Origin of the sequence: Streptococcus suis (assembly GCF_002960445.1) — a bacterium.
GTDB lineage: Bacteria > Bacillota > Bacilli > Lactobacillales > Streptococcaceae > Streptococcus > Streptococcus hyiners.
In genome coordinates, this window is record NZ_POJD01000160.1 from 1 (window position 1) to 25,187 (window position 25,187).

27 protein-coding genes and 1 riboswitch are annotated in these 25,187 nt (G+C 43.5%); of the genes, 19 read left to right on the forward strand and 8 right to left on the reverse strand.

Annotated features, from left to right (window positions below):
- Nucleotides 1–781: 781 nt before the first annotated feature.
- Nucleotides 782–1,054 carry a YiaA/YiaB family inner membrane protein gene (locus tag C1G53_RS06465; protein ID WP_105118134.1) on the reverse strand — a complete coding sequence of 91 codons (273 nt, stop codon included), beginning with the start codon at nucleotides 1,052–1,054 and terminating at the stop codon, nucleotides 782–784.
- 259 nt (nucleotides 1,055–1,313) lie between these two features.
- Between C1G53_RS06465 and C1G53_RS06470 the strand changes: the two genes are divergently transcribed.
- Nucleotides 1,314–1,781 (forward strand): GNAT family N-acetyltransferase, encoded by a 468-nt coding sequence (locus C1G53_RS06470; RefSeq protein WP_105118135.1) that lies wholly within the window; start codon nucleotides 1,314–1,316, stop codon nucleotides 1,779–1,781.
- Between the two features lie 23 nt (nucleotides 1,782–1,804).
- Here C1G53_RS06470 and C1G53_RS06475 read toward each other — a convergent pair whose 3' ends face one another.
- The 3 genes from C1G53_RS06475 to C1G53_RS06485 form a co-directional block, all read right to left on the reverse strand.
- Nucleotides 1,805–3,064, reverse strand: a complete 1,260-nt coding sequence (locus tag C1G53_RS06475) for a hydroxymethylglutaryl-CoA reductase, degradative (protein ID WP_105118136.1) — start codon at nucleotides 3,062–3,064, stop codon at nucleotides 1,805–1,807.
- A gap of 429 nt (nucleotides 3,065–3,493) precedes the next feature.
- Nucleotides 3,494–4,648: a hydroxymethylglutaryl-CoA synthase gene (locus C1G53_RS06480; protein ID WP_105118137.1), complete on the reverse strand. Its 1,155-nt coding sequence runs from the start codon at nucleotides 4,646–4,648 to the stop codon at nucleotides 3,494–3,496.
- 28 nt (nucleotides 4,649–4,676) lie between these two features.
- On the reverse strand, nucleotides 4,677–5,861 hold the full coding sequence (locus C1G53_RS06485; RefSeq protein ID WP_105118138.1) for an acetyl-CoA C-acetyltransferase: 1,185 nt from the start codon (nucleotides 5,859–5,861) through the stop codon (nucleotides 4,677–4,679).
- 225 nt (nucleotides 5,862–6,086) lie between these two features.
- Here C1G53_RS06485 and C1G53_RS06490 point away from each other — a divergent pair, with 225 nt between their 5' ends.
- The 3 genes from C1G53_RS06490 (at nucleotide 6,087) to C1G53_RS06500 (ending at nucleotide 8,815) form a co-directional block, all read left to right on the forward strand.
- A complete protein-coding gene (locus C1G53_RS06490) occupies nucleotides 6,087–6,779 on the forward strand; it encodes a phosphoglycerate mutase (RefSeq protein WP_105118139.1) in 693 nt (230 codons plus the stop codon).
- A 104-nt stretch (nucleotides 6,780–6,883) separates the two neighbouring features.
- Complete coding sequence (locus tag C1G53_RS06495; protein ID WP_105118140.1) at nucleotides 6,884–7,267, forward strand: VOC family protein; 384 nt, start codon at nucleotides 6,884–6,886, stop codon at nucleotides 7,265–7,267.
- Nucleotides 7,268–7,414: 147 nt separating this feature from the next.
- A complete protein-coding gene (locus tag C1G53_RS06500) occupies nucleotides 7,415–8,815 on the forward strand; it encodes a polysaccharide deacetylase family protein (RefSeq protein ID WP_105118141.1) in 1,401 nt (466 codons plus the stop codon).
- A 26-nt stretch (nucleotides 8,816–8,841) separates the two neighbouring features.
- Here C1G53_RS06500 and C1G53_RS06505 read toward each other — a convergent pair whose 3' ends face one another.
- Together C1G53_RS06505 and C1G53_RS06510 are read right to left on the reverse strand one after the other, a co-directional pair.
- Entirely contained in the window at nucleotides 8,842–9,924 is a 1,083-nt protein-coding gene (locus tag C1G53_RS06505) for a DEAD/DEAH box helicase (RefSeq protein ID WP_105118142.1), read from the reverse strand.
- On the reverse strand, nucleotides 9,914–10,900 hold the full coding sequence (locus C1G53_RS06510) for a Gfo/Idh/MocA family protein (protein ID WP_105118143.1): 987 nt from the start codon (nucleotides 10,898–10,900) through the stop codon (nucleotides 9,914–9,916). Before C1G53_RS06510 ends, C1G53_RS06505 begins: the two co-directional genes overlap by 11 nt.
- 83 nt (nucleotides 10,901–10,983) lie before the next feature.
- Between C1G53_RS06510 and udk the strand changes: the two genes are divergently transcribed.
- The 6 genes from udk (at nucleotide 10,984) to C1G53_RS06540 (ending at nucleotide 15,120) form a co-directional block, all read left to right on the forward strand.
- Nucleotides 10,984–11,613: a uridine kinase gene (udk, locus tag C1G53_RS06515; RefSeq protein WP_044775386.1), complete on the forward strand. Its 630-nt coding sequence runs from the start codon at nucleotides 10,984–10,986 to the stop codon at nucleotides 11,611–11,613.
- Nucleotide 11,614: 1 nt separating this feature from the next.
- Nucleotides 11,615–12,154 (forward strand): PadR family transcriptional regulator, encoded by a 540-nt coding sequence (locus C1G53_RS06520; RefSeq protein WP_044691056.1) that lies wholly within the window; start codon nucleotides 11,615–11,617, stop codon nucleotides 12,152–12,154.
- 88 nt (nucleotides 12,155–12,242) lie between these two features.
- On the forward strand, nucleotides 12,243–12,512 hold the full coding sequence (locus C1G53_RS06525) for a DUF1294 domain-containing protein (RefSeq protein ID WP_029997757.1): 270 nt from the start codon (nucleotides 12,243–12,245) through the stop codon (nucleotides 12,510–12,512).
- 63 nt (nucleotides 12,513–12,575) lie between these two features.
- Nucleotides 12,576–13,073, forward strand: coding sequence for a GAF domain-containing protein (locus tag C1G53_RS06530; protein ID WP_105118144.1), 498 nt, complete (start codon nucleotides 12,576–12,578; stop codon nucleotides 13,071–13,073).
- Entirely contained in the window at nucleotides 13,073–14,740 is a 1,668-nt protein-coding gene (gene dnaX, locus C1G53_RS06535) for a DNA polymerase III subunit gamma/tau (protein WP_105118145.1), read from the forward strand. Before C1G53_RS06530 ends, dnaX begins: the two co-directional genes overlap by 1 nt.
- A gap of 197 nt (nucleotides 14,741–14,937) precedes the next feature.
- Nucleotides 14,938–15,120 carry a DUF3272 family protein gene (locus C1G53_RS06540; RefSeq protein ID WP_238139115.1) on the forward strand — a complete coding sequence of 61 codons (183 nt, stop codon included), beginning with the start codon at nucleotides 14,938–14,940 and terminating at the stop codon, nucleotides 15,118–15,120.
- Here the strand turns inward: C1G53_RS06540 and birA are convergent.
- Entirely contained in the window at nucleotides 15,086–16,042 is a 957-nt protein-coding gene (gene birA, locus C1G53_RS06545) for a bifunctional biotin--[acetyl-CoA-carboxylase] ligase/biotin operon repressor BirA (protein ID WP_105118146.1), read from the reverse strand. The two genes, C1G53_RS06540 and birA, sit on opposite strands and share 35 nt — an antisense overlap.
- 64 nt (nucleotides 16,043–16,106) lie before the next feature.
- Between birA and C1G53_RS06550 the strand changes: the two genes are divergently transcribed.
- The 8 genes from C1G53_RS06550 to C1G53_RS06585 all read left to right on the forward strand — a co-directional run bounded on the left by C1G53_RS06550 (nucleotide 16,107) and on the right by C1G53_RS06585 (nucleotide 24,025).
- A complete protein-coding gene (locus C1G53_RS06550; RefSeq protein WP_105118147.1) occupies nucleotides 16,107–17,141 on the forward strand; it encodes a M42 family metallopeptidase in 1,035 nt (344 codons plus the stop codon).
- 1 nt (nucleotide 17,142) lies between these two features.
- Nucleotides 17,143–17,880, forward strand: a complete 738-nt coding sequence (locus C1G53_RS06555) for a CBS domain-containing protein (protein WP_105118148.1) — start codon at nucleotides 17,143–17,145, stop codon at nucleotides 17,878–17,880.
- 16 nt (nucleotides 17,881–17,896) lie between these two features.
- A complete protein-coding gene (locus tag C1G53_RS06560; RefSeq protein ID WP_015647190.1) occupies nucleotides 17,897–18,364 on the forward strand; it encodes a deoxycytidylate deaminase in 468 nt (155 codons plus the stop codon).
- A gap of 347 nt (nucleotides 18,365–18,711) precedes the next feature.
- On the forward strand, nucleotides 18,712–19,905 hold the full coding sequence (gene metK / locus C1G53_RS06565; protein ID WP_105118149.1) for a methionine adenosyltransferase: 1,194 nt from the start codon (nucleotides 18,712–18,714) through the stop codon (nucleotides 19,903–19,905).
- A gap of 407 nt (nucleotides 19,906–20,312) precedes the next feature.
- Nucleotides 20,313–21,572 (forward strand): UDP-N-acetylglucosamine 1-carboxyvinyltransferase, encoded by a 1,260-nt coding sequence (locus C1G53_RS06570; RefSeq protein WP_105118150.1) that lies wholly within the window; start codon nucleotides 20,313–20,315, stop codon nucleotides 21,570–21,572.
- Between the two features lie 76 nt (nucleotides 21,573–21,648).
- Nucleotides 21,649–22,197 (forward strand): GNAT family N-acetyltransferase, encoded by a 549-nt coding sequence (locus C1G53_RS06575; RefSeq protein ID WP_105118151.1) that lies wholly within the window; start codon nucleotides 21,649–21,651, stop codon nucleotides 22,195–22,197.
- Nucleotides 22,198–22,216: 19 nt separating this feature from the next.
- Complete coding sequence (locus tag C1G53_RS06580) at nucleotides 22,217–23,077, forward strand: methionyl aminopeptidase (protein ID WP_105118152.1); 861 nt, start codon at nucleotides 22,217–22,219, stop codon at nucleotides 23,075–23,077.
- A 24-nt stretch (nucleotides 23,078–23,101) separates the two neighbouring features.
- Entirely contained in the window at nucleotides 23,102–24,025 is a 924-nt protein-coding gene (locus C1G53_RS06585) for a YihY/virulence factor BrkB family protein (protein ID WP_105118153.1), read from the forward strand.
- A 52-nt stretch (nucleotides 24,026–24,077) separates the two neighbouring features.
- On the opposite strand, the gene C1G53_RS06590 is transcribed toward C1G53_RS06585, so the two are convergent.
- Complete coding sequence (locus tag C1G53_RS06590) at nucleotides 24,078–24,515, reverse strand: GtrA family protein (protein WP_105118154.1); 438 nt, start codon at nucleotides 24,513–24,515, stop codon at nucleotides 24,078–24,080.
- Nucleotides 24,516–24,544: 29 nt separating this feature from the next.
- Nucleotides 24,545–24,646: riboswitch (PreQ1 riboswitch) on the forward strand.
- Between C1G53_RS06590 and C1G53_RS06595 the strand changes: the two genes are divergently transcribed.
- Nucleotides 24,644–25,159, forward strand: a complete 516-nt coding sequence (locus C1G53_RS06595) for a QueT transporter family protein (protein WP_105118155.1) — start codon at nucleotides 24,644–24,646, stop codon at nucleotides 25,157–25,159. (Overlaps the previous riboswitch by 3 nt.)
- The last annotated feature ends 28 nt before the right edge of the window (nucleotides 25,160–25,187 follow it).

Consider the following 25,187-nt stretch of genomic DNA (forward strand, 5'->3'; position numbering starts at 1 on the left):
TTTTGTTATCAAAAAACACAGTAAAGTACAGTTGCCTATTCGTTCAAAATTGCCATTTTGTCAATAATGGTTGCGAGATTTGATTTCTATTTGCTCAAAATGGGCAAAATGACAAAATAGCAAAACCCTCAGCGATTGCTGGGGGCTTTCTTTGTTTGCCAAAAATACAGTAAAGTAGAGTAGGCATGCCCCAAAAGATTTAGAATTTCTTGTTGGGGCAAAATTGGGGCATAAGTTTAAAACTTACCAATATTAACCAGTCAGAATTGTTCGTTTTTACTACTTATGAACACTATTAGAACAAGATTTTCTACTATTATAATACTTATGAAATTATCATCTATTAAAAGGATGCGGTAAAATAAAAAGGTCCAGTGGACCTTTTTATCTTTTGCTTGAAAACAGGAGAGCAAAACCAGTCTGGGAATAGACTGTTTTATCCCTCGCTTAAAAACAAAAGAGCGAGGCTAAGCATCAAAAAGCCCGTCATATCAAGCTTTCTAGCTTGTTCGACGGGCTTTTTTCTGTGTTTTGGGGCTCCCAGAGTCAGGGGAGTGACTCTGAGAGGTTGAATATTGAGCAAAAGACTTTTGCTTCAAATAGTCAGGGGAGTGACTCTGAGAGGTTGAATATTGAGCAAAAGACTTTTGCTTCAAATAGTCAGGGAAGTGACTCTGAGAGGTTGGATATTGAGCAAAAGACTCTTGAATCAATAAGGGGTAAAAAAGAAGAAACAACCAGTAGCTGATTATTCCTCCGATAGTATATTATTTGAATCAATTTATTTTTCTTCGTCTGAGCCAAGTGCTGCTTGCTGCAACAAGTGGTTGTAGTTATCTTCGTCTTCCTGGTTGTCACGAACGACTTTTGAAACCGTAAAGGATGATGAAATCAAACCAACAGAACCCATGAGATAGTAGCCTTTAACCATGAGAGGCTCTTTCAGCGTATAAAGACCAATCAAGATCAAGGCAACGAAGAAGATGAAGGAAGCCCAAGCCATTAAGGTAAAGGCAGGTGTATTACGGTAAATTTTCTTTTTCACTTTATTCATAAAAAGAATCTCCATTTTGTTTTTCACTAGTATAGCATGAATAGTTTGACCTAACAAGTTAGTTTTCATAAGAAAGTGTGACAGCGGAAAGAATAGCAAAAAAACCAGTCAAGGACCGGTTTTTAAGGAGATTTATGAAAAATTTTAGGATACACTTATAGTATAACCGAATTTTCAGATAATTCATCGGTCTTTAGACCTATTTTGTTAAAAAACAAACTTTTGTTATAATAGAGAATAAAATTAAGAGGAGATTTTTATGACCATACGTAAAGCTACACAATCAGATATTCCAGTATTAAATGAATTATTGCAAGATATTTTACAGGTTCACCATCTTGCTCGACCAGATATTTTTAAGAGTGAGGGTCAAAAATATTCTGAGGAAGAATTAAGGCAGTTATTGGACAATCCTGCTAAGTCAGTTTTTGTTTATGAACTGGAAGGTCAAGTTGTTGGTCATCTTTTTTGTGAAATCACGACTGCGACTGGTGATGTATTAGAACCAGTCAAGACCTTGTATATTGATGATCTGTGTGTGGCTAGTTCTGCGCGTGGTCAAAAAATTGGTGAGCAATTGTATACATTTGCTCTCTCTTATGCCAAGGAGCAAGGCTGCCACAATCTAACCTTGGATGTATTGGCAGACAATGCGGGGGCTGTTCGCTTTTATGACCGTTTGGGTATGAAACCACAAAAATTCCGTATGGAGCAACTAATTGATTAAAAAAAGAGGGGGTTCCCTCTTTTTTAGTGTTCTCTCATTTTTGCCAACAGTTTTTGTGCAGTTTCAAGGTTGCTGTGTTTTTCTTTGCGCAGGAGTTGGGCTAATTGGTCCACTTCATATTCCTCAGCGCCAGCAAGCAGGGCTAGGGATTTGGCATGGAGTTTCATGTGTCCCGCCTGAATGCCAGAGGTGACTAGGGCACGCAGGGCTGCAAAGTTTTGACAGAGGCCAACTGAAGCGATGATGGAGGCCAGTTGGCGGGCCTTGGGCAGGTTGAGCAGGTCAAAAGCAACTGCCACCTTGGGATTGAGTCCAATGGAGCCACCGACCGATGCAATCGGAAGGGGCAGGGTGATGGAGCCGACCACATGCTCCCCGTCAATTGTCCAAGTGGATAGCCCTTTGTATTGTCCATCACGACTGGCATAAGCATGTGCGCCAGCCTCCACCGCCCGCCAGTCGTTTCCAGTCGCAATCACCACGGCGTCGATACCGTTAAAAATCCCCTTGTTATGGGTCGCAGCACGATAAGGGTCCACCTGGGCCAGTTTGCTAGCCAGGGCGATTTTTTGAGCAGTTTCTTGGGCAATAGCCGAGCTAGTTGCTAGGCTGGATATGGAAAGACGGCACTGGGCAGTGACCAGGGATTCCGTTGCGTAGTTGGAAAGAATACCCATCAAGGCCTGTCCATTGCTAAGTACTTCCAAGTCATCCTTAATGGCTTCCAGCATATTATTGAGAATATTGGCACCCATGGCTTCTTGAACATCCACCTGAAGATAGACAATCAGAAATTCCTCCTTGCTTTCCACCGTCAAATCACGGGCACCACCGCCTCTTTTGACAATTGATGGGTGGGCTTGATTGGCAGTTTCTAAAATATTGTCCTTTTGGTCAAGAATAGCTTGTTTTGCTCTGCTATGGTCAGGAACATCAAAAAGTGCTACCTGCCCAATCATGATGCGGTTGTTGATGGTGGTTGTAAAACCGCCAGACCGGGCAATGATTTTGGCTCCGAAAGAGGCAGCTGCAACCACAGAAGGTTCTTCTGTCACCATCGGTACAGAATACATTTGTCCATCCACAAGCAGTTCAGGCAGAACAGAGAAGGGTAGGGAAAATGTTCCCAGATGATTTTCCGCCATCTTGCCTGCAATTGCTTCAGGCAGGTTTTCGTCTTTGTAAAGAATGTCTAGGTTATCTTCGGATAGGGAACGATGGTTATGGAGAATATCAATGCGTTCTTGACGTGATTTTTTATAGAATCCTGAGAAATGTGCCATGATTTCCTCTTTCTAATTTCTAAAGAAAAGCGCCCTTGGATGAGAGCCAAAGGGCGCCGTTTTGGGGAGCGGGAAAGAACTTGACTGATAGAAAAGAGTTTTCCTCGCTTCCAAACAATAGGCTCGGGCTAAAATAGTCTACTGGACTATTTTAGCCCGCCCCCGCATAGTTCCAACTGTCTGGGAGACAGTTGGAAGTTGGAAATAGAGCGAACATTGTTCGCAACAGTCGAAATGGTCAGATTTAGAGTGTGGTAACACGAATTGCTGAGATTTGCTTTGCAAATCTTATCTCCAACCTTTAACAGTCTCCTAGACTGTTAAACCCAATCAACCACTGCGCTGAGATGTTGACGCTAACTGTGAAAAGTGTGCTGGAAATTCGATCAGCCTATCATTCATTATTCCAATGAATGATAGGTAAAATGCTTATTTACGATAAATCCGTTTGTGCTTATCTACTTGGATAAGGGCAAATGGTGTTGGGTCTACGGGTAGGTCGGTAGCCGTACCTGTTTCGTCCAGGTTAATTTCTTGGAAGAAGATATTTTCGTATTCCTCAACGCTGATTTTTTTGCGTTGGTTGAGTTTTTCTAAGCGGTTTTCTTCTAATTGACTTTGGAAACCATCCACCAGCTGACCGCTGAAAATTTCACAGACAGCACCACTACCATAGCTATAGAAGAGGATTTGATCCCCTGCCTCAAGCGCTCTGCTATTTTCCAAAAGGGAAAGGAGTGAGAGGAAGATGGAGCCGGTGTAGATGTTGCCGACAAGCTTGTTATAGACGATAGCTTCTTGGAAACGTTCTGTCAAACGGTTGAGGGTTTCTTCATCTTTGGCAATGGCTTGCAAACCTTTGAGCCCTTGCTTAGAGAAAGGAATGTGCAAGCACATGGCTGCAAAATCCTGCAAGGACTTGCCAGTTTTCTTCTGGTAGTAGGCAAAGGTCGTGGTCAAGCAGTCAGTGTATTGCTCAGTAGAGAAGCGACCGTCAACACGAGGGTACTTGTCGTAGTTTGGTCTCCAGAAGTCGTAGATATCGCGGGTCTGGCAGACATTGTCATTGTTGAGGACCAAAATGCGTGGATTTGCTGTAACTAACATGGCAACAGCTCCAGCGCCCTGAGTTGGTTCACCGCCAGAAGCTGCTCCATACTTGGCAATGTCGCTGGCAATCACCAAGACTTTTGATTCAGGGAATTGAGCGATGTGGCTCTTGGCTAAGCTTAGTCCAGCAGTAGCTCCATAACAAGCCTCTTTCATCTCGATGGAACGAGCGAAGGGCTGGATACCGAGCAGACCGTGGATGGATACAGCAGCAGCCTTACTTTGATCGACGCTTGATTCTGTACCGACGATGAGCATGTCGATGGTTTGCTTATCTTCTTCGGTCAAAATAGCTGCGGCAGCCTGGGCACCAAGGGTAACAATATCTTGTGTAACAGGTGCGACAGCCATTTCTGACTGGAGAAGTCCAACTTTGTATTTATTGGGATCAATGTTGCGGGCTTGGGCCAAATCAGCCAAATCTAAAACATAATCGGGTGCCGCAAAGCCGATTTTATCAATACCGATATTCATAATTTATCCTTTGTTTACAAGTGATCGTTTACTGTTTTTGTGCATTGGAAACGATAAGGGAAATTCCCTGACCGCCCCCAATACAGAGGGCACACAGTCCCAGTTCTTTGTCTTGCTTGATGAGTTCGTGGATGAGGGTCACCAAAATCCGACTGCCGCTGGCTCCGATTGGATGACCAAGTGCGATAGCACCACCGTTGACATTGACTTTTGTAGTGTCAATTCCTAATTGGTCAACAACTGGAATGGACTGGGCTGCGAAGGCTTCGTTCAACTCGAACAAGTCAATATCTTCTACAGTTTTACCGATTTTTTCAAGAGCTTTTTTGCTCGCAGTTACTGGCCCCATGCCCATAAGAGCAGGGTCTAGACCACTGGTTGCATAGCTTTCCATATAGGCTAGTGGTTCAATGTTCAACTGCTTTGCTTTTTCTTCAGACATAAGCACAAGGACTGCGCAGCCATCATTGATACCTGAGGCATTGGCAGCTGTGACCGTACCGTCTTTTTTGAAGGCAGGTCGAAGTGTTGCTAATTTATCAAGTGGGGTCAGACGAGGATATTCATCTTGGTCAAAGATGATTTCGCCCTTTCTACTTTTTAGCGTAATAGGAACAATCTCATCTGCGAAGCGCCCTTCGGCAATGGCCTTGGCAGCTTTTTCTTGACTGCTGTAGGCAAAGGCATCTTGTGCTTCACGACTGATTTGGTAGCGTTCGGCAACATTTTCCGCCGTAATACCCATGTGGTAGTCATTGAAGGCGTCTGTCAGACCGTCTATCAGCATGGAATCTTCTAAGCTGATATGACCAAATTTGCTACCAAATCGGCTGGATTTGGATAGGTAGGCAGCCTGGCTCATGATTTCAATACCTCCGGCAACAACTACATCGTTGTCGCCTAGTAGGATGGATTGGGCGGCCAGGAGGACTGATTTTAGCCCAGAGCCACAAACCTTATTGACACAGTAGGCAGAGGTGGTTTCTGGAAGTCCAGCCTTGAGAGCAATCTGGCGAGCAATATTTTGTCCGTGACCAGCAGAAAGGACGTTACCAAAGATTACTTCGTCGATAAGGTCAGCTGGGATGTGTTTATTTTGTAGAGCAGCTTCAAGGACCTGGGCCCCCAAATCAGCGATGTTTATATCTTTTAGACTACCTCCGAAACTGCCAATGGCAGAACGGTAGGCAGACACGATAGCTACTTTTTGCATGATAACTCCTATATGGTATCGTTTTGAACTGTCGTGTTCAGCCCAACTATTATACCATGATTTTATTTTTTTTCATAAGAAGAAAGATAGGTCTACAGACTGAATTTACATGTAAGTGAATGAAAGCGTAAACAGATTGTGGAAAAGCTAGCATTTTTTTACATTTTCGTGTAAAATAGAGAAGTATAAGAGGGAAACCTCAAAATATAAAGGAGAATCCAAATAATGGTAAAATTGGTTTTTGCTCGCCATGGTGAGTCTGAATGGAACAAAGCTAACCTTTTCACTGGTTGGGCTGATGTTGATTTGTCTGAGAAAGGTACTCAACAAGCGATTGACGCTGGTAAATTGATCAAAGAAGCAGGTATTGATTTTGACCTAGCTTTTACATCAGTATTGAAACGCGCTATCAAGACAACAAACTTGGCTCTTGAAGCTGCAGATCAATTGTGGGTACCAGTTGAAAAATCATGGCGTTTGAACGAGCGTCACTACGGCGGTTTGACTGGCTTGAACAAGGCTGAAGCAGCAGCAGAATTTGGTGATGATCAAGTTCATATCTGGCGTCGTTCTTATGATACTTTGCCACCAGAAATGGCTAAGGATCATGAGCATTCAGCGCACACTGACCGTCGTTATGCTCACCTTGACGGTTCTGTTATCCCAGATGCAGAAAACTTGAAAGTAACGCTTGAGCGCGCACTTCCATTCTGGGAAGACAAGATTGCTCCAGCTTTGAAAGATGGTAAAAACGTATTCGTAGGTGCACATGGTAACTCAATCCGTGCCCTTGTAAAACACATCAAAGGCTTGTCTGATGATGAAATCATGGATGTGGAAATTCCAAACTTCCCACCACTTGTTTTCGAATTGGATGAAAACTTGAACATTGTGAAAGAGTACTACTTGGAAGCATAATTCATTGACACCTGAGCTTGCTCAGGTGTTTTTGCATACTGAGTAGGAGTTTTATTACAGAAAATGTGCTATACTAAATCTATCAAATAATAAAGGAGTTCAATATGGCTAGTAAAAAAATGTTGCATGCTTGTTTGCGTGTTGAAAACTTAGAAGCATCTCAGAAATTTTATGAAGAGGCTTTCGGATTTAAAGAAACTCGTCGAAAAGATTACCCAGAGCATAAGTTTACCTTGGTCTACTTGGCACTTGACGGTGATGACTTTGAGATTGAGTTGACCTATAACTATGATCACGGTCCTTATATTGTAGGAGATGGTTTCTCACACCTGGCCCTTTCTTCCGATGATTTGGAAGGTGATAATGCCAAGCATAAGGAGCTGGGCTATCCAACGACAGACATTAAGGGCTTGCCAGGTAGTCCAGGTCGCTACTATTTTGTGACAGATCCAGATGGCTACCGTGTAGAAGTCATCCGCGCTAATTAAGCTTAAAAGATTGCCTCGGCAGTCTTTTTTTTCTATGAACAGGAAGAATGTTCGTTTTGAGGGGTGAACAATTTTTGATATGCTTGACAGAAAGAGAATAAACCTATATTATAGTATCAGGTGAATATGAAAAGGAATGAATATAAAATGAAAAAGTTGTTTTGGCTTCTCTTGAATGCATTTCTAGTAGCCATGATGGTGGTTGCAAGTATTTATCTATACCGCAACTTCCAAGATTGGCAATTAACGTATTTTATTAAAGAAAAAGAAGAATTGGTACTGAAAGGACAAGCATCGGATTTAGAAGAGGGGAATATCGGTTCTACCCATGTGGTTGCGACCATACCCAAAGACCCGTCTGGTCAGAGAATTACCCAACTAGAACAAAAAATTGTGGGACATATCCGTCATAAGTTAGGCTATAAGAAGCCATCAGGCAAGATAAAAAATGTCCTTGTGGTTCATGCCAAGGAGGGACAGACTAATTTCAAGAAGGTTCGAGCCCATGAAATCCATAGTGAGCAGTATGCTGTCCAACCCTTACAAGTGAAAAAAGAGGAAGAAGTTACCCCAGAGCGTGTCTTGCTGACAGAAGATCAGCAACTCTTCACCTTGGGAGATATGTTTCTAGACTTGAATGCTGCTAAGACCATCATGGTCCATAAGTTGCAGGAAAAATTGACTAGTCAAGGCTTGGATGAGGCGGAAAAAGCAAGGATTATTGCAGAGTTTCAAAATCTAGACTTGGAAACAGTCGTTTTTAGTTATGCCAATAGTCAGTTGGTTCTGGCATTGTCTGAGGAAGTTTTTAAGACAGCTAGTCTGGAACTAGCTATTTCAGATTTCTTCCCGATTATGAAGGGGGATTATCTAGCAGATGTTGACAAGGCCAATTATGATCAGTATCTTGCTCAAAATCAAGTGGATAAAAAAGCCCTTCGTCAAATTTCCTTGACCTTTGATGATGGGCCAAATCCTGCGACGACACCAGTTATTTTGGACCTCTTAAAGAAATACAATGCTAAGGCGACCTTCTTTGTATTGGGAAGTAATGTGGAAGGAAATGAAGCTATCCTCCAGCGTATGGTAGCGGAAGGGCATGAAGTCGCCAACCATACTTGGAGTCATCCGAATTTGACCCATCTTTCTACTGAGCAAGTTAAACAAGAAATTGAGTTGACACAGGCTATCGTTGAAAAAGCTATCGGCAAGCGGCCAACCATGATGCGTCCGCCATTTGGAGCAGTTAATCAGGCGGTGGTAGATGCCATGGGGCTTCCGTCAATCTACTGGAATGTGGATACGGAGGACTGGTTAAATCGAGATAGCCATACGATTTTTGGTAGAGTGAAAGATCTGGCTTGCCCAGGCTGTATCATTCTCATGCATGACATTCATCAACCGACTGTGGATAGTTTGGAACCTGTCTTACAGTTCCTTACATCTGAAGGCTACAATCTAGTAACGACAACAGAATTATTGGGACCAAATCTAAACCCTCAACACATTTACTATGACCAGGAAGCCAATGGTCCGGCACAACATTAAAAAAGGAGGTTTCGACCTCCTTTTCTCTATACTTTATATAATTCTTGGTTCTTCAAGATGACTTCTTGGACAGCAGCGTATTTTTTTAATTGCTTGACTTCGCTTGGGCTAGATACCAAGGTAATGACCAATCCATCCTTGCCCATGCGACCAGTCCGTCCAGCTCTGTGGGTGTAGGCTTCCTGATCAAAGGGAACTTCAAAATTAAGGACGCATTCCAAATTATCAATATCAATCCCACGAGCCACCATATCTGTAGCCAACAAGAGATTAAGTTCGTGGTTTTTAAAACGCTCGATAATGACCTTACGGAATTTTACATTGACATCAGAGGCCAGGGAAACGGCATTGACACCGTTGTAGAGTAACTTATCTTCGCTGGCGCCAAGGTCTGACAGGCTATTGAAGAAGGCCAGAGCACGAAAGTCTGGAATATTGGCAAATTTTCGCAAAGCTTCCAAACGGTCACGCTTGTCTACCATCATATAGCAATGCTGGATATTGTCCAATTTCTGTTCAGATAAGTCGATACTTTCAATATCTTGAGCAATCTTTTGACGGTCAAACTTAGCTGTCGCACTCATGTAAATCAATTGGTGGTCACGTGGCACATAGCTAATAATCTTTTCCACAAAATGATATTGAGAATCAGAGAAGAGTTGGTCAAATTCATCTAAGACAATGGTATTGACATTCATCATCTTGATTTTTTTCAATTTTATCAACTCAAAAATGCGACCAGGAGTTCCAATCAAGATCTCCGGTCCTTTTTTTAGTCGCTCAATCTGGCGTTTCTGGCTGGAGCCAGAAAGGAAGAGTTGGACGTTAAGACCAATAGCCTCTGACCAGGTTTTGCAGACGTCAAAGATTTGACCAGCCAACTCGGTATTGGGAGCCAGGATGAGTAATTGTTGGGCCTTTTTAGGTGTCAAAGCCAGCAAGCTAGGCCAGAGGTAGGCAAGGGTCTTGCCCGTACCTGTTGGACTGATGGCAAGGAGAGATCTGCCGGTTCTGATTGGCTGGAAGGCTTGGACTTGGATGGGCGTAAAGTCCTCAAAGCCAAGTTGAGTCAGCTGGTCAGTCCAGCTGGTTGGGAAATTAGTTTTCATGGGTATCCGCCTTAAAGGTTATTCCTGCGTCTTGGCGCATGGTGTAGAGTGTATGATGGACCGCCTCAGCCACATCCAGCCATTTTTCCGCCAGCTCATGATTGTTTTGCAGAATGACCTGTGCAATAGCTTGTACCTCCTCCAGCATAGGCTCTTCCTGCGCTTGGATAGGGAGGACAATTTGGCCACCGTCATGTTTGGTAAAAATAGCAGAGCTGATATGTTGGCAGGCGTTGAGGGTGAGGGTGCCTTCACTGGTATAAATTTCACTCGGTAGATTGCTAGTGATATTCTTTCCAGCCTGAATGCTTACTAGAAAATCATCATAAATCAGTTGCCCAGTCCCATTCAAATCAATGGATGAAGGGAGCTGGTGGGCAGCGTATCGGGCTGCATTTGGTCTACCAAAGAGGCCAATGGCAGTATAGAGGGTATAGACACCCAGATCCATCAAGGCTCCGCCAGAAAAATCAGTTGAAAAGATATTTGGGGTCTGTCCTGCCAAGAGGTCAGGCATTTTAGAAGAATATTTGGCATAGGAGAAGTTGGCACCCCAAACAGTCTTATCCTTCAAGAAGTCCCTAATAATAGCGATGGCTTCCTCGTGGTAATTGCGGGCTGCTTCAAATAGGAAGACACCATTTTCCTGGGCAATTTGACGAAGTTGGGCCAATTCTTGAGGTGTGGACACCATAGGCTTTTCAACGATAGCGTGTTTGCCGGCCATGAGAACAGATTTTGCTTGTTCAAAATGCAAGGCATTTGGACTGGCAATATAGACCAAGTCAATGGGTGTAGAAAGGAATTTTATCCATTCTGTGTATAATTTTACATTTTCGTAATTTGTTGAAAATGACATAGCAGTTTCCAGTTTTCTTGAAAATATCGCTGATAATTGAAGATATTTACTCAAATGAGCAGAGGAAATGAACTTGTGACTGATGTCTGAAGTACCAATAATTCCAAAATTTAGCATAAATTCTCATTTCTTTATGTGTTATCCTTTCCATTATACCATGTTTCATGGTAAAATAGTATTGAAAATAGAAGGAGATGATGATGACTCAGAAACCCATTATTATTGGCGTAACCGGCGGATCTGGGGGTGGCAAGACAAGTGTGTCGCGTGCCATTCTGGATAATTTCCCAAATGCTCGCATATCAATGATTGAACACGATTCTTACTATAAGAATCAGTCACACCTAACCTTTGAAGAACGGATATTGACCAATTATGACCATCCACTAGCCTTTGACACAGATTTGATGATTTACCACCTGGGTGAATTGTTGGCAGGGCGTTCGGTGGATATTCCGATATATGATTACACTCAGCACACCCGTTCAGATAAAACCTATCATCAGGAACCACAAGATGTATTTATTGTGGAAGGTATTTTGGTATTGGAAGACAAGCGGTTGCGGGATTTGATGGATATTAAAATCTTCGTCGATACTGACGATGATATTCGCATCATTCGCCGTATTAAGAGAGATATGGAAGAACGTGGGCGTAGCTTAGATAGTATCATTGAACAGTACACCACGGTGGTGAAACCTATGTATCACCAGTTTATCGAGCCGACTAAGCGCTATGCAGATATCGTCATTCCTGAAGGCGTCAGCAATCTTGTAGCCATCGACTTGATCAACACCAAGGTGGAGAGTATATTAAGAGAGCGTGGTTAAGATGCCCAAGCAGAGAATATTACCCCATATAATACTAGGGATAATGGGTGCTAGCGGTCAGATGGTAACTGGTAAGCAGATTACCGACTATGTTCAACGTGATTTAGGAGAATTTTGGCAGGTAGCTCATAGCCAAGTCTATCCAGAGCTAAAACGCATGACCAAGGAAGAATTGATTACCTGTCATGCGGTTCCTGGCAATGAAAAAGAGAAGCAGTATGCTATGACTGCGACAGGTCGTCAGATTTTGGAAGATTGGCTATCCATTCCAAATGATGAAACCCCTCAACAAAAGGATCTATTTTCTATTAAGATGTTCTTTATCCGTGATAAGAAAGATCCACGGATACCAGGTTTGTTGGAGAATCAAATTGAATTAGTCACCAAGCACTTGAAACACCTAGACAGTCGCAAGGTTGAGTTATTCTCAACCAAGGAGAGTATTCAAGACAACTATGGTCATTACTTGATTTTGACCCGAGCTATCGAGCGCAATCGTGCCCAGCTCAAGTGGTTGGAAGATACCCTAGCAAGTTTATAAACGGTTCGGACATCTGAGCCGTTTTTTCTTGTACTCTAAGATAGATTATGTTAGAGTTATAAGAGCAATGTGAGAGAAGGAGAAGATAATGTCCATTCAACAAATGGTGAGTATGGTCTTGATGGTCTGGAATATAATCGTGTTTCTGACCTATGGTCTGGATAAGGGCAAGGCCAGAAAGGATGCCTATCGAATTTCTGAAAAAACCTTATTACTAATGGCTTACTTGGGCGGTGGTCTAGGTGCCTGGGCAGGTGGAACCCATTTCCGTCACAAAACCCAGAAAAAGTATTTTCAACTAGCTTGGGCTGTGGGTGTCTTGATTGATGTCCTTATTATCTTTTGGATTTGGAAATAGGCGAAAGCCTTTTTCTTTTTGCTTGGACTATAAAAGTTGGTCTTTCTATGCTATAATGTTTCTATGAATATTGAAGAAAAAAAATCAAATTACCAATTACTTTTGACCCAGTTGGAAGCTCTGTTAGATGGGGAAACCAACGCTCTGGCTAATCTGTCAAATGCTTCAGCGCTTCTCAATCAGGCTTTGCCTAATTCTGTCTTTACAGGTTTTTACTTGTATGATGGGCAAGAATTGATTTTAGGGCCTTTTCAGGGTGGAGTTTCCTGTGTCCATATCTCACTTGGAAAGGGTGTCTGCGGTGAGGCTGCTGCCAAGCGCCAGACCATTCTCGTAGACGATGTTCGTCTGCATGACAACTACATTTCCTGCGATGCGGCAGCCCTGTCAGAAATCGTGGTGCCCATGGTGAAGAACGGTCAGTTGCTGGGCGTTCTGGACTTGGATTCCAGACTGGTGGCTGATTATGATGCCATTGACCAAGAATATCTAGAAGAGTTCGTTGCCCTCCTTGTAGAGAAAACGGACTGGAATTTTGCTATGTTTGGAGAAAAATCTTAATGTACCAAGCTTTATATCGGAAATACCGGAGCCAGACCTTTGGGGAGATGGTGGGGCAGGAGGTGGTGGCGACCACCCTCAAGCAGGCCATTGAGCAGGGGAAAATCAGCCATGCCTATCTCTTTTCAGGTCCGCGTGGTACGGGGAAGACTTCGGCGGCAAAAATCTTTGCCAAGGCCATGAACTGTCCCAATCAGGTGGCTGGCGAGCCTTGTAACGATTGCTATATCTGTCAGGCCATAACTGAGGGTAGTCTAGAAGATGTGATTGAGATTGACGCGGCGTCAAACAATGGTGTTGATGAAATCCGTGATATTCGGGACAAATCGACCTACGCACCAAGTCTTGTCACCTACAAGGTTTATATCATTGACGAGGTCCATATGCTATCAACCGGGGCTTTTAACGCCCTCTTGAAGACCTTGGAAGAGCCGACTGAGAATGTGGTCTTTATCCTAGCGACAACGGAGTTGCACAAGATTCCTGCGACCATTTTGTCTAGGGTGCAGCGCTTTGAGTTCAAGTCTATCAAGGTAACGGATATTCAGGCCCATTTGGCTAAGATTTTGAGCCAGGAGGGTCTGGCTTTCGACGATCAGGCTTTGACCATCATTGCCCGTCGGGCAGAAGGTGGGATGCGAGATGCCTTGTCTATTCTTGACCAAGCTCTCAGTCTCAGCCATGACCAGACGGTTACTTTGGAAATTGCCGAGGAAATCACGGGTTCCATTAGCCTGCGCGCTCTGGATAACTATGTAGCTAGTCTTCGCCAGGCGGATAGTGTGTCGGCACTGGGACACCTGCAGACCTTGTTTGACCAGGGCAAGAGTATGAGCCGTTTTGCGACGGACCTCTTGCATTATCTGCGGGATTTGCTGATTGTGCAGACGGGTGGTGAGAATACCCATCTGACGGCTGGTTTTACGGAAAATCTGGCACTGGACCAGGCTCGGATTTTTACCATGATTGAGTTGGTGACCAAGGGCTTGGCGGACATCAAGTCCAGCCCCCAACCCAAGATTTACGCTGAAATGATGACCATTCGTTTGGCTGAAGATAGTTCTCCTTCGGGGGCAATGGCAGAGCTGCCAGCGGATTTGGTCAGCCAAATTAGTAAACTACAAGAACAAGTGGCTGACTTACAGAAGCAATTGAGCCAACTCTCTAGCCAGCCAGGTGCTGTTAAGCCAGTTTCACGCAAGCCACAAGCTCCGAAGAAGTACCGATTGGATACCAGCAAGGTTCATGCTATTTTGCAGGAAGCCATGGAAAATCCAGCTCAGGCGCGTGAGAATTTGACCCGCCTGCAAAATGCTTGGGGTGAAATAATTGAGAGCTTATCTGGGGCTGATCGTGCCTTGCTTGTTGGTTCCCAGCCAGTAGCTGCAAATGAAAACCACGCCATCCTTGCTTTTGAATCTCCACTCAATGCCGAACAGACCATGAAACGTGATAATCTCAACACTATGTTTGGCAACATTCTCAGCAAGGCCGCAGGTTTTTCGCCACAGATTTTGGCCATTGCTCAGGAAGATTGGGTCAGCATCCGAGCTGAATTTTCAGCCAAGGCCAAGGGGCAAAAAACACAAGAAAGAGTTAAAGAAGAAAGCCCTGTTCCAGAAGAATTTGGCTTTCTAGCAGACACAGTTGAGATAGTAAATGATTGATAGCAATATCGGTCTTAGGACTGATGTGAAATGTGCTTGACTAAGGTATACTATAGTCAATCCTAAATATTTTTCATAATCTCCTTAAGAAAGCACCGACTGAGTTGGTGCTTTCTTGTTTCGCTAGTATGCATAGAAAGAAGGGATATAAAAAATCAGCCAGTTGACTGATTTTTTGGTATAATTTAGCTATGAAAATGTCACAATTTCTTTTCTTGTCTATTTCGACAATTATTGCAGTTTACTTTATGAATATCTCTATTCTTTCCAAGGATTTTTTGCTTGCGGGTATTTTTGCTTTTATCGCTTTTCGCAATCTCCACTTTGCCTACAAGGTGACCCGCTTTATTCGTTTGGTGGAGAAGCAGACCAAGAAGTAAGGCTGATTTCTCCGCTGGAGATGATTTTTGCCTTGCCGTTATCTAGCTGGATGACTAGATTGCCTGTGTCGGTGACGGCAATGGCAGTTCCCCTGAATTCAACCTGATTTTCTACAAAGCTCACTTGTTGCCCCACAACAAGTGATTTTTCTTTATAAAGGGCAATCAATTCTTTTTCATCGGTTTCTAAAAAGGCTTTCCAGATGGCTGTAATCAGCTGATTACGGGTAAAGGGAGGCTGGTCGTCAAAGAGGTTTCCAGCGGATTGCTGGAGCTCTTTTGGGAAATCATCGATATGGACATTGATACCAACTCCGATAATAACATCGGTCACCCGTTGGTTTTCCATGGAAGAGATGGCTTCGGTCAAAATTCCAGCTACCTTTTTCTGTCCCAGATAAATATCATTGACCCACTTGATTTGGACATCTAGGTCACAGAGGGACTGAATGGCCTTGACAACAGCAGCTGCGGCTAGAATGGTATAGGGTTTAAATTCAAGGAAGGGGACATTTGGAGAAAGGCGGAGGGACATGTAAATTCCGCCTGACTTGGAAGCATAAAATGGACGCCCAAAGCGACCCTTTGCTCTATTTTGATGGGGAGCTAGGTAGAGGGCTGGACTTTTATGACCGGCTTCAATGCCTTGCTTGGCATCTAGCTGGGTCGAGTCACTATCAGCATTGAGATGGACAGGCAGTTGGATTTCCTCAGCAATCAAGTCAGGCAGGAGTAAGTCGCCTTCAGCCAATTTGTAGCCACGGTTGCGGGCTGCCTCAATGGTCAGACCATGTGCCTCTAACTGGCGAATAGCTTTCCAGATGGAAGTCCGAGAAATGCCCAGTTCCTGAGCTAAATCTTCTCCGCTGATATAGTCTTCTTTTTCTTTTAATAGTAAATAAATCTTCTGGTAGGTTTTCATGTCTTCATTATAGCAAAAAAATGTCCTAAAACATGATATAATAGTTTAAAATAAGGAGGTTTTCATGAAGACACTTGATTACATCGTTAAACTGACCAACACTCCGTCGCCAACAGGCTTTACGACGGATATGATGAACTACATCAAGGCAGAAGTGGAGGGTTTCGGCTATGAGGCTGTCAAAACTTCCAAGGGTGGCGTTTTGGTTACTATTTTTGGAGAAAATGACCAAGAACACCGGATGGTGACTGCTCATCTGGATACTTTGGGTGCCATGGTCCGTGCCGTTAAGCCAGACGGCCGACTTAAAATGGATTTGGTAGGAGGATTTGGCTACCCTTCTATTGAGGGAGAAAATTGCCTCATCCATTGTGCAAAAAATGGCAAGACCTTTACAGGTACGATTTTAATGCATCAGACTTCTGTCCATGTCTATCGAGATGCTAGCACAGCCGAGCGAAATCAGACCAATATGGAAATTCGTTTGGACGAAAAAGTGACCAGTGCAGAACAAACGCGGGCCTTAGGCATTGAAGTCGGTGACTTTATCTCCTTTGATCCAAGGACTATTGTGACAGAAACAGGATTTATCAAGAGCCGTCACCTTGATGACAAGGTTTCAGCTGCTATCTTGCTCCATCTTTTGAAGGTTTATAAGGAAGAGGGAGTGACCTTACCTTATACTACACATTTCTATTTCTCCAATAATGAAGAGATTGGCTATGGTGCTAACTCCAGCATTCCTGCTCAGGTGGTTGAGTATCTAGCGGTGGATATGGGGGCAATGGGCGACGACCAGCAGACAGATGAATACACGGTTTCTATCTGTGTCAAGGATGGTTCAGGCCCTTATCATTACGAACTCCGTCAGCACTTGGTAGCCTTGGCGGAGAGGGATGGTATTCCATATAAATTAGACATTTATCCATATTATGGTTCGGATGCTTCAGCAGCCATGCGAGCAGGTGCAGATGTCAAGCACGCCCTACTTGGTGCGGGGATTGAGTCTAGCCATTCTTATGAACGCACCCATCTGGATTCCGTTCAGGCGACTGAGCGAATGGTGGATGCTTATTTGAAATCAACTATGGTAGACTAAGATGAATGAAAACCGTTTTTTAGAGCTCTTTAATGATCTAGACAAGGTCTTGCGCAAGGTCTGTCAAGTTGAGGATGGGGAACATGCGGACGTTGGTTCCATGTTGGCCAAGGCCAAGGACTTAAGCCCAGTCAATCCTGTCCAAGCCAACTGGGACAATCTCTATGTGGCTCGGCAGTTGCGCAATCTTATGGTCCATGAAAGACGAACAGGCTTGAAAGAAGTGGCTCAGCCTTCGCAGGAGTTGATTTCTGTTTTGGAAAAGGTCATTGCCCAGTACCAAGCACCTATGACCATTGAAACCTATTTTCAAAGTGCTCAGAAAATCAAGCCTATTATATTTGATAGTAGAGATAAACTGACCACGGCTTTAGAAATCGTAGAGCGTGAGCATGTTTCCAAATTTCCTATTTTTTCAGGCACATCCTATCAGGGTTTGGTGTCAGATAAGGGATTGGCAAATTGGTTGGCCAAGGCTAGTAAGGAAACGGGCTCTATCCGTGAAAAATTAGAAAAAGCCAGTCTGGCTGATGTCTTGGCTTGCGAGGAAGATAGTATTCAGGTGCTTATTTTACCAACTGATACAAGTCTTTACCAGCTGATCAATCATTTTGAAGGAAGAAAACGGACAACTGTTTTGGTTACTCGTCAAAATAATGAGAAGCTTCATTCTCCTGAAGATATTGTTGGTATCATTACGGCACAAGATATAGCAGAAATTTATGGAATGGTGGATTGAGTGGAAAGGAGAAATCATGTCAACAAATCGTTTAGCCTGGGATGAATATTTTGCGGCCCAAGCTCTCTTGATTGCCAATCGGGCAACTTGTAAGCGGGCCAAGGTTGGTGCGGTTTTGGTTAAGGATAATAAGGTCATTGCGACGGGCTATAATGGTTCTGTTTCAGGAACCGAGCATTGTTTGGATCAGGAATGCCTGATGATTGACGGTCATTGTGCTAGGACCTTGCATGCGGAAGTCAATGCCATTTTACAAGGAGCGGAGCGGGGAATTCCAAAAGGCTTTACTGCCTATGTGACCCATTTCCCCTGCCTCAATTGCTCCAAGCAATTGCTACAGGTTGGTTGCCAACGTGTCGTCTATATCAACGAATATCGAATGGACGACTATGCCCAGTATCTTTACAAGGAAAAGGGCTGTGAGCTGGTTCATTTACCACTGGAAACTGTTAAAAAGGCGATTGCAGAAGCAGAATTTATTTAGTAAGGGAGGTTGTCTTGCACACCTCTCTTTATTTTTTAGAAAAATACTAGGATAGTCACCTAATATATGCTATACTAGAAGCGTTATTAAGTCCCGAAAAGGTAGTTATCAGACTAGTTAACTTTCGCAGACATACTTGGAAGTTATTGCTTTCTCGTTATGTATCTGGAAATTTTCCTTTGCTCAAGACAGGTGTCTTTCGCAAATAGAGCTTTTCTTTGCTCAAGATAGGTGTCTTTCGCAAATAGAGTTTTTCTTTGCTCAAGACCAAAGTCTTTCGCAAATCACTAGTCTTCGACTAGTTCTTTGTAACCTTGATAACAATTTATTTTAAGGGGGACATTTTTATGTCAGAACGTAAGTTGTTTACGTCTGAGTCAGTATCGGAAGGACATCCGGACAAGATTGCTGACCAGATTTCAGATGCTATTTTGGATGCTATTTTAGCAGAGGATCCAGATGCACACGTAGCGGCGGAAACGGCTGTTTACACAGGTAGTGTTCATGTCTTTGGTGAGATTTCAACCACTGCCTATGTGGATATTAACCGTGTGGTACGGGATACCATTGCTGAGATTGGCTATACCAAGGGTGAGTATGGTTTTGCTGCGGAGTCGGTTGGGGTTCATCCGTCGCTAGTAGAACAGTCACCAGATATTGCCCAAGGCGTCAATGAAGCCTTGGAGGCGCGCCAAGATGCTAGTCAAGATCCACTGGATTTGATTGGGGCAGGTGACCAGGGGCTCATGTTTGGTTTTGCAGTAGATGAAACGCCTGAACTCATGCCATTGCCCATCTCACTAAGTCACAAATTGGTGCGCCGTTTGGCAGAATTACGAAAATCTGGGGAAATTGCTTATCTACGTCCAGATGCTAAGTCACAGGTAACAGTTGAGTATGATGAAAACAATCAACCTGTTCGTTTGGATACAGTCGTTATCTCAACTCAGCACGATCCGGAAGTCAGTCAGGAACAAATTCGTCAAGATGTCATTGAGCGTGTCATTAAGGATATTATTCCAGATCAATACCTGGATGAACAAACCAACTATTTTATCAACCCAACAGGTCGCTTTGTTATTGGTGGTCCGCAAGGGGACTCAGGTTTGACAGGTCGTAAGATTATCGTAGATACCTATGGCGGCTACTCTCGTCACGGCGGCGGTGCCTTCTCTGGTAAGGATGCGACCAAAGTGGACCGTTCAGCTTCCTATGCAGCACGCTATATCGCTAAAAATATCGTAGGAGCTGGTTTGGCTAAGCGGGCGGAAGTTCAGCTGGCTTATGCAATCGGTGTTGCTCATCCAGTTTCTGTTCGTATCGATACCTTTGGTACAAGTACAGTAGCTGAGAGCAAGTTAGAAGCTGCAGTTCGTCAGATTTTTGATCTCCGTCCAGCTGGTATTATTCAAATGCTAGACCTCAAACGTCCGATTTACAAGCAAACGGCAGCCTATGGTCACATGGGTCGGACAGATATTGACTTGCCATGGGAACGCTTGGATAAGGTAGAAGCATTAAAGTCTGCTGTAAATGAGTGATAGAAATAGATGATTTTTAGGATGGGAGCGGGAAAGAACTCGACTGGTCAAAAAAGAGTTCGTCAACAAGTCCTTATTTCCAGTTGTTGAGCTGAAACAGTCTATCCCCAGACTGTTTCACTCCCACCTCCGCACAGCTCAAAAGGTTCAGTGAACCTTTTGAGGTTGGAAATAGAGCGAACTTTGTTCGCAACAGTCGTAATGGTCAGATTTGGAGTGTAAAACACGACCAAATCTGCCAATCAACCACTGCGCTGAGATGTTGACACGAACCCTGAGAAGCGAGGTTGGGCTTGAGCCCAGCCTCGTCTTTCTTTTATGTATCAAATATCTAGCTTTTTATCTTGCCTTGTGGTAGAATAAAACGTATGCCTTTTTGGGGCAATAAGAGAAAGAGACTAGTTTGTATGAGAAAAATTGTGATAAATGGTGGAAAAACACTGAAGGGATCTGTAACAGTTAGTGGTGCTAAGAATTCAGTCGTTGCTTTAATTCCTGCCATTATACTTGCGGACGGTGTTGTCACACTAGACGGTGTTCCAGCAATTTCAGATGTTGATAGTTTAATTGATATTATGGAAACTATGGGGGCGACTGTTAAGCGTGATGGGGAAACGCTTGAAATTGATCCTCGTGGTGTACAAGATATGCCTATGCCATTTGGTAAAATCAATAGCTTACGAGCTTCTTACTATTTCTACGGTTCCCTCCTTGGTCGCTTCGGTCAAGCAGTTGTGGGCTTGCCTGGTGGCTGTGATTTGGGTCCACGTCCCATTGACTTGCACTTGAAGGCTTTTGCGGCTATGGGTGCTGAAACAACCTATGAAGGTGACTATATGCGTTTGGCGACCAATGGTCAACGTATCCAAGGAGCTCATATCTTCATGGATGTGGTCAGCGTTGGGGCAACTATCAATACGATTTTGGCTGCTGTTAAAGCTGAGGGTCGTACAGTCATTGAAAACGCAGCTCGTGAGCCTGAAATCATTGACGTTGCAACACTTCTGAATAACATGGGTGCCCATATTCGTGGTGCTGGTACAGACATCATTACTATCGACGGTGTCGATAGCCTTCATGGAACCCGTCACCAAGTGATTCCAGACCGGATTGAAGCTGGAACCTATATTGCGCTTGCTGCCGCAGTAGGTGAAGGTATCCGCATTGATAATGTCCTTTATGAACACCTGGAAAGCTTTATCGCTAAGTTGGAAGAAATGGGCGTTCGCATGACCGTTTCTGAAGACAGTATCTTTGTTGAAAAACAAGAAAAATTGAAGGCTGTGAGCATCAAAACCTCTCCATATCCTGGTTTTGCGACAGATTTGCAACAGCCAATTACACCGCTCCTTTTGACAGCAGAGGGAACTGGAAAAATTATCGATACCATTTATGAAAAACGTGTCGGTCATGTGCAGGAATTGGCCAATATGGGTGCAAACATTTCAACTCGTAGCAATTATATTGCCTTTGAAGGTCCAAATCAATTGACTGGTGCATCAGTTAAGGCAACAGATTTGCGGGCCGGAGCAGCCATGGTTATTGCAGGTTTGATGGCCCAAGGTCGCACAGAAATTACCAATATTGAATTTATCTTGCGTGGCTACTCAAACATTATTGAGAAATTGACGGAGCTTGGGGCTGACATTCAGTTGATTGAGGACTAGGACGGCCCTCAAATACAATTTTTACTTAATCAAACAAACTGGGGCTGGGAGAATTTCTCAGCCCCTTGGGTACACTATGACAATTTGGACAAGTCTGGCTAAATGTGCTTGCTTTGAAACAGAACGATTGATTTTGAGGCCCTTTTCTTATGAAGATAGGAATGATTTCTATGCGATTGCTGCACATCCTGAAAATCTTCCTTTTATCTTTCCAGCCTTGAAAGATAAGAACCTGGCTCTTGCGACCATGGTTGAGAAATTTATGCGTAACCCTTTGGGGAATTGGGCCTTGATTGACAAGGTTTCAGGGCGGATGATTGGTGCGCTTTGTTTTGAAAAAATCGATGAAGGTCAACTTACTGCGGAGCTCAGCTATTTCCTAAAAAAAGACTACTGGGGTCAAGGACTGATGACGGAAGCGGTGAAAAATCTGGTCTTTCTGACTTTTTATGAAATCGGGTTAAAGGAATTGACCATCATCACCCATGAGGAAAATCGGGCCAGTCAGATGGTTGCCCAAAAAACGGGTTTTGTACAAGTGGAGCAATATCGTGGCAGTGACCGCTACAGCCATAAAATGAGAAAATACCTAAGATTTAGCTTGAAAAGGGCTGATTTTAGATGAGAAATGTAGGAGAAAATCAATGATTACCATTAAATCACAAAGAGAAATTGATGCCATGAACCGTGCTGGCGATGTGCTAGCAGGTGTCCATATCGGTTTGCGTGAGATTATCAAACCAGGCGTGGACATGTGGGAAGTGGAAGAATATGTCCGTAAAACCTGTAAGGAGAAAAATGTCTTGCCCCTTCAAATTGGTGTTGATGGTGAGTTGATGGATTATCCTTATGCAACTTGCTGCGGGCTAAACGATGAAGTAGCACATGCCTTTCCACGCCATTATAAGCTGAAAGAAGGCGATTTGCTCAAGGTTGATATGGTACTCAGTGAGCCCCTGGACAAATCAGTTGTTGACGTGTCTAAGCTAAACTTCAATGATGTCAAGGCTATGAAGAAAATCACCCAGTCTTATCGTGGTGGTTGTGCAGACTCTTGTTGGGCTTATGCAGTTGGTCAGGTGTCTGAAGAAGTGCAAAACTTGATGGATGTGACCAAGGAATGTTTGTACCGCGGTATCGAGCAGGCAGTTGTTGGCAATCGTATCGGCGATATCGGTGCTGCTATTCAAGAATATGCTGAGGGTCTTGGCTATGGTGTTGTTCGTGACTTGGTGGGTCATGGTGTGGGGCCAACCTTCCACGAAGAGCCGATGGTTCCCCACTATGGAACAAAAGGCCGTGGACTTCGCTTGCGTGAGGGCATGGTTCTAACAATCGAGCCTATGATTAACACTGGTACCTGGGAAATTGACACGGATATGAAGACTGGCTGGGCTCATAAGACTCTTGATGGTGGTCTATCTTGCCAATATGAACATCAATTTGTTATCACAAAAGATGGTCCGGTCATTTTGACAAGTCAAGGTGAAGAGGGAAGCTATTAAGATAGCTAGAGAGAAGGAGAGGGAATGAAGAAAACCAAAATTGTTGAAGGTTTGAAAACATTCTGCTCGACCTTCTTTTCTTTTTATCGGAATGCGGATATTGATGTGACCAGTGTGGCGGTGGCCTACTATTTGCTAATCGGCATTTTTCCGATCTTGTTAACCTTGGCCAATCTACTTCCGTATTTTCCATTCGACATTGACTTGGTTTTGTCGGTTGTGGCTGAATTTGTACCTGACAGGCTCTATCCTTCAGTATCGGACTTTATCACCTCTATTTTGACCAAGCCGTCGTCGTCTTGGTTAGGAATTTCGATTGCGACGACCCTGTGGACCCTGTCGCGCAGTATGACCATCTTGCAAAAGGCCGTCAACAAGGCCTATGGTATCAATGAGCATCGAGATTTTATTGTCGGGCATTTGATAGGCATATTTTTAGGAATTGGTTTACAAGTCATTATTCTGCTGAGTATGACCCTCCTGACTTTTGGTCAGGTCATTATTTCTTACCTTAGTCAACTTTTTCCGCTGGATAATCAGTGGTTAAGAGGTCTGCTTAGTCAGACGCAATTAGTGGGTCTAATTGCCTTATTTACAGGCTTGATCATGCTTTATTTTTTCTTGCCCAATATTCGTATTCAGAAAATCCGCTATATTCTGCCTGGAACAAGCTTTGTTCTTTTGGTTATGACATCGGTTGGCAAGCTTTTCACTATCTATGTGGATAATTATGCCAATCGCTTGTTGGATTTTCGTATGGTTACAGCCGTTATCTTCCTAGTCTTCATGCTCTGGTTTATATTTATGGCTCAGGTCTTGATTATTGGAGCTGTTATCAATGCTAGCGTTCAAAGTATGCAAGTGGAAGAATTTCATGCAAGAGATGGGGATATTGTTTCCATTTTGAACAGAATAAAAAGCCGATTTACACCGATAGATAAGGAATAAGCTTGGAAAAACAAGCTATATTTATAAAAAAAACGAGGTTCCATTCGGAGCCTCATTTCGTATCTTTAAAAATAAACAATTTACTCAAGAAATAGTTGAGCACGATAACCAATACCTGTGAGAAGAGTGTGGAAATGACATTGACAAGTGCTAGGTCATGATTGACGAACTGCCCTATCAATTGTGGATAGGCTTGAACTAGCAAGTAGGCTAGGGCCATATCCATAACCAAGGTTGCGATGCGGGCAGATACAAACTTGACCAGTCGCTGAGGCCAGCCATTATGTTCTTGCTTAAAGACAAAACGGTCGTTGGTCCAGAAGGCAAAGAGGATGGCAACTGCATTGGCCAAAAGGGTGACTAGGAGAATGGAAGGGATGACTAAAAATAGTCCCATTCGAGTGACCATATAGAACAGGGTTGCTGCGACACCTGCAATCAAATAAAGAATGACTTCGTTGTTTATGAGTTGATAAAATAGCTTTTCCATAAGGAATAGTCTACCATTTTTTTGGAAAATATGCTATACTAGACAACGTTGTTGAATTTTCAACGACCCTTGGGGCTTGCTCACTTTACCCAAGCATATTACAAGCATTTTGCTAAAGGAGAATTTTCATGAATACATCTAAATGGACTGCCAGAGATATGGCAGAGATTGCTCTTGTCGCGGCCATCTATGTGGCTTTGACTCTGACACCACCATTGAACGCCATTTCCTTCGGAGCCATTCAGTTCCGCTTGTCAGAAATGCTCAATTTCTTGGCCTTTTACAACCGTAAGTATATCATCGCCGTGACCATCGGTTGTATGATTTCTAACTTGATTGGTTTCGGTGTGATTGACCTCTTTGTAGGTGGATTTTCAACCCTTGTCTTTGTTAGCCTTGGGGTGATTCTCTTTGAAAAATACAAGAAAGACTATCTCTTCGGAGGCTTGTTTAACAAGGCATTCTTCTATTTCTCATTCTTTTTTGCAGCGACCATGTTTACAATCGCTCTAGAGTTGAAATTCTTGTATGATTTGCCATTCTTCTTGACTTGGTTGACAACTGCAGGTGGAGAATTGCTGTCCCTATTGGTTGGTGCAGTAGTGATTGATAAGTTAGCGAAAAAAATCAATTTCGAAAGATAAGTTTTAAAGATTAATGGCTCTTTGTCAA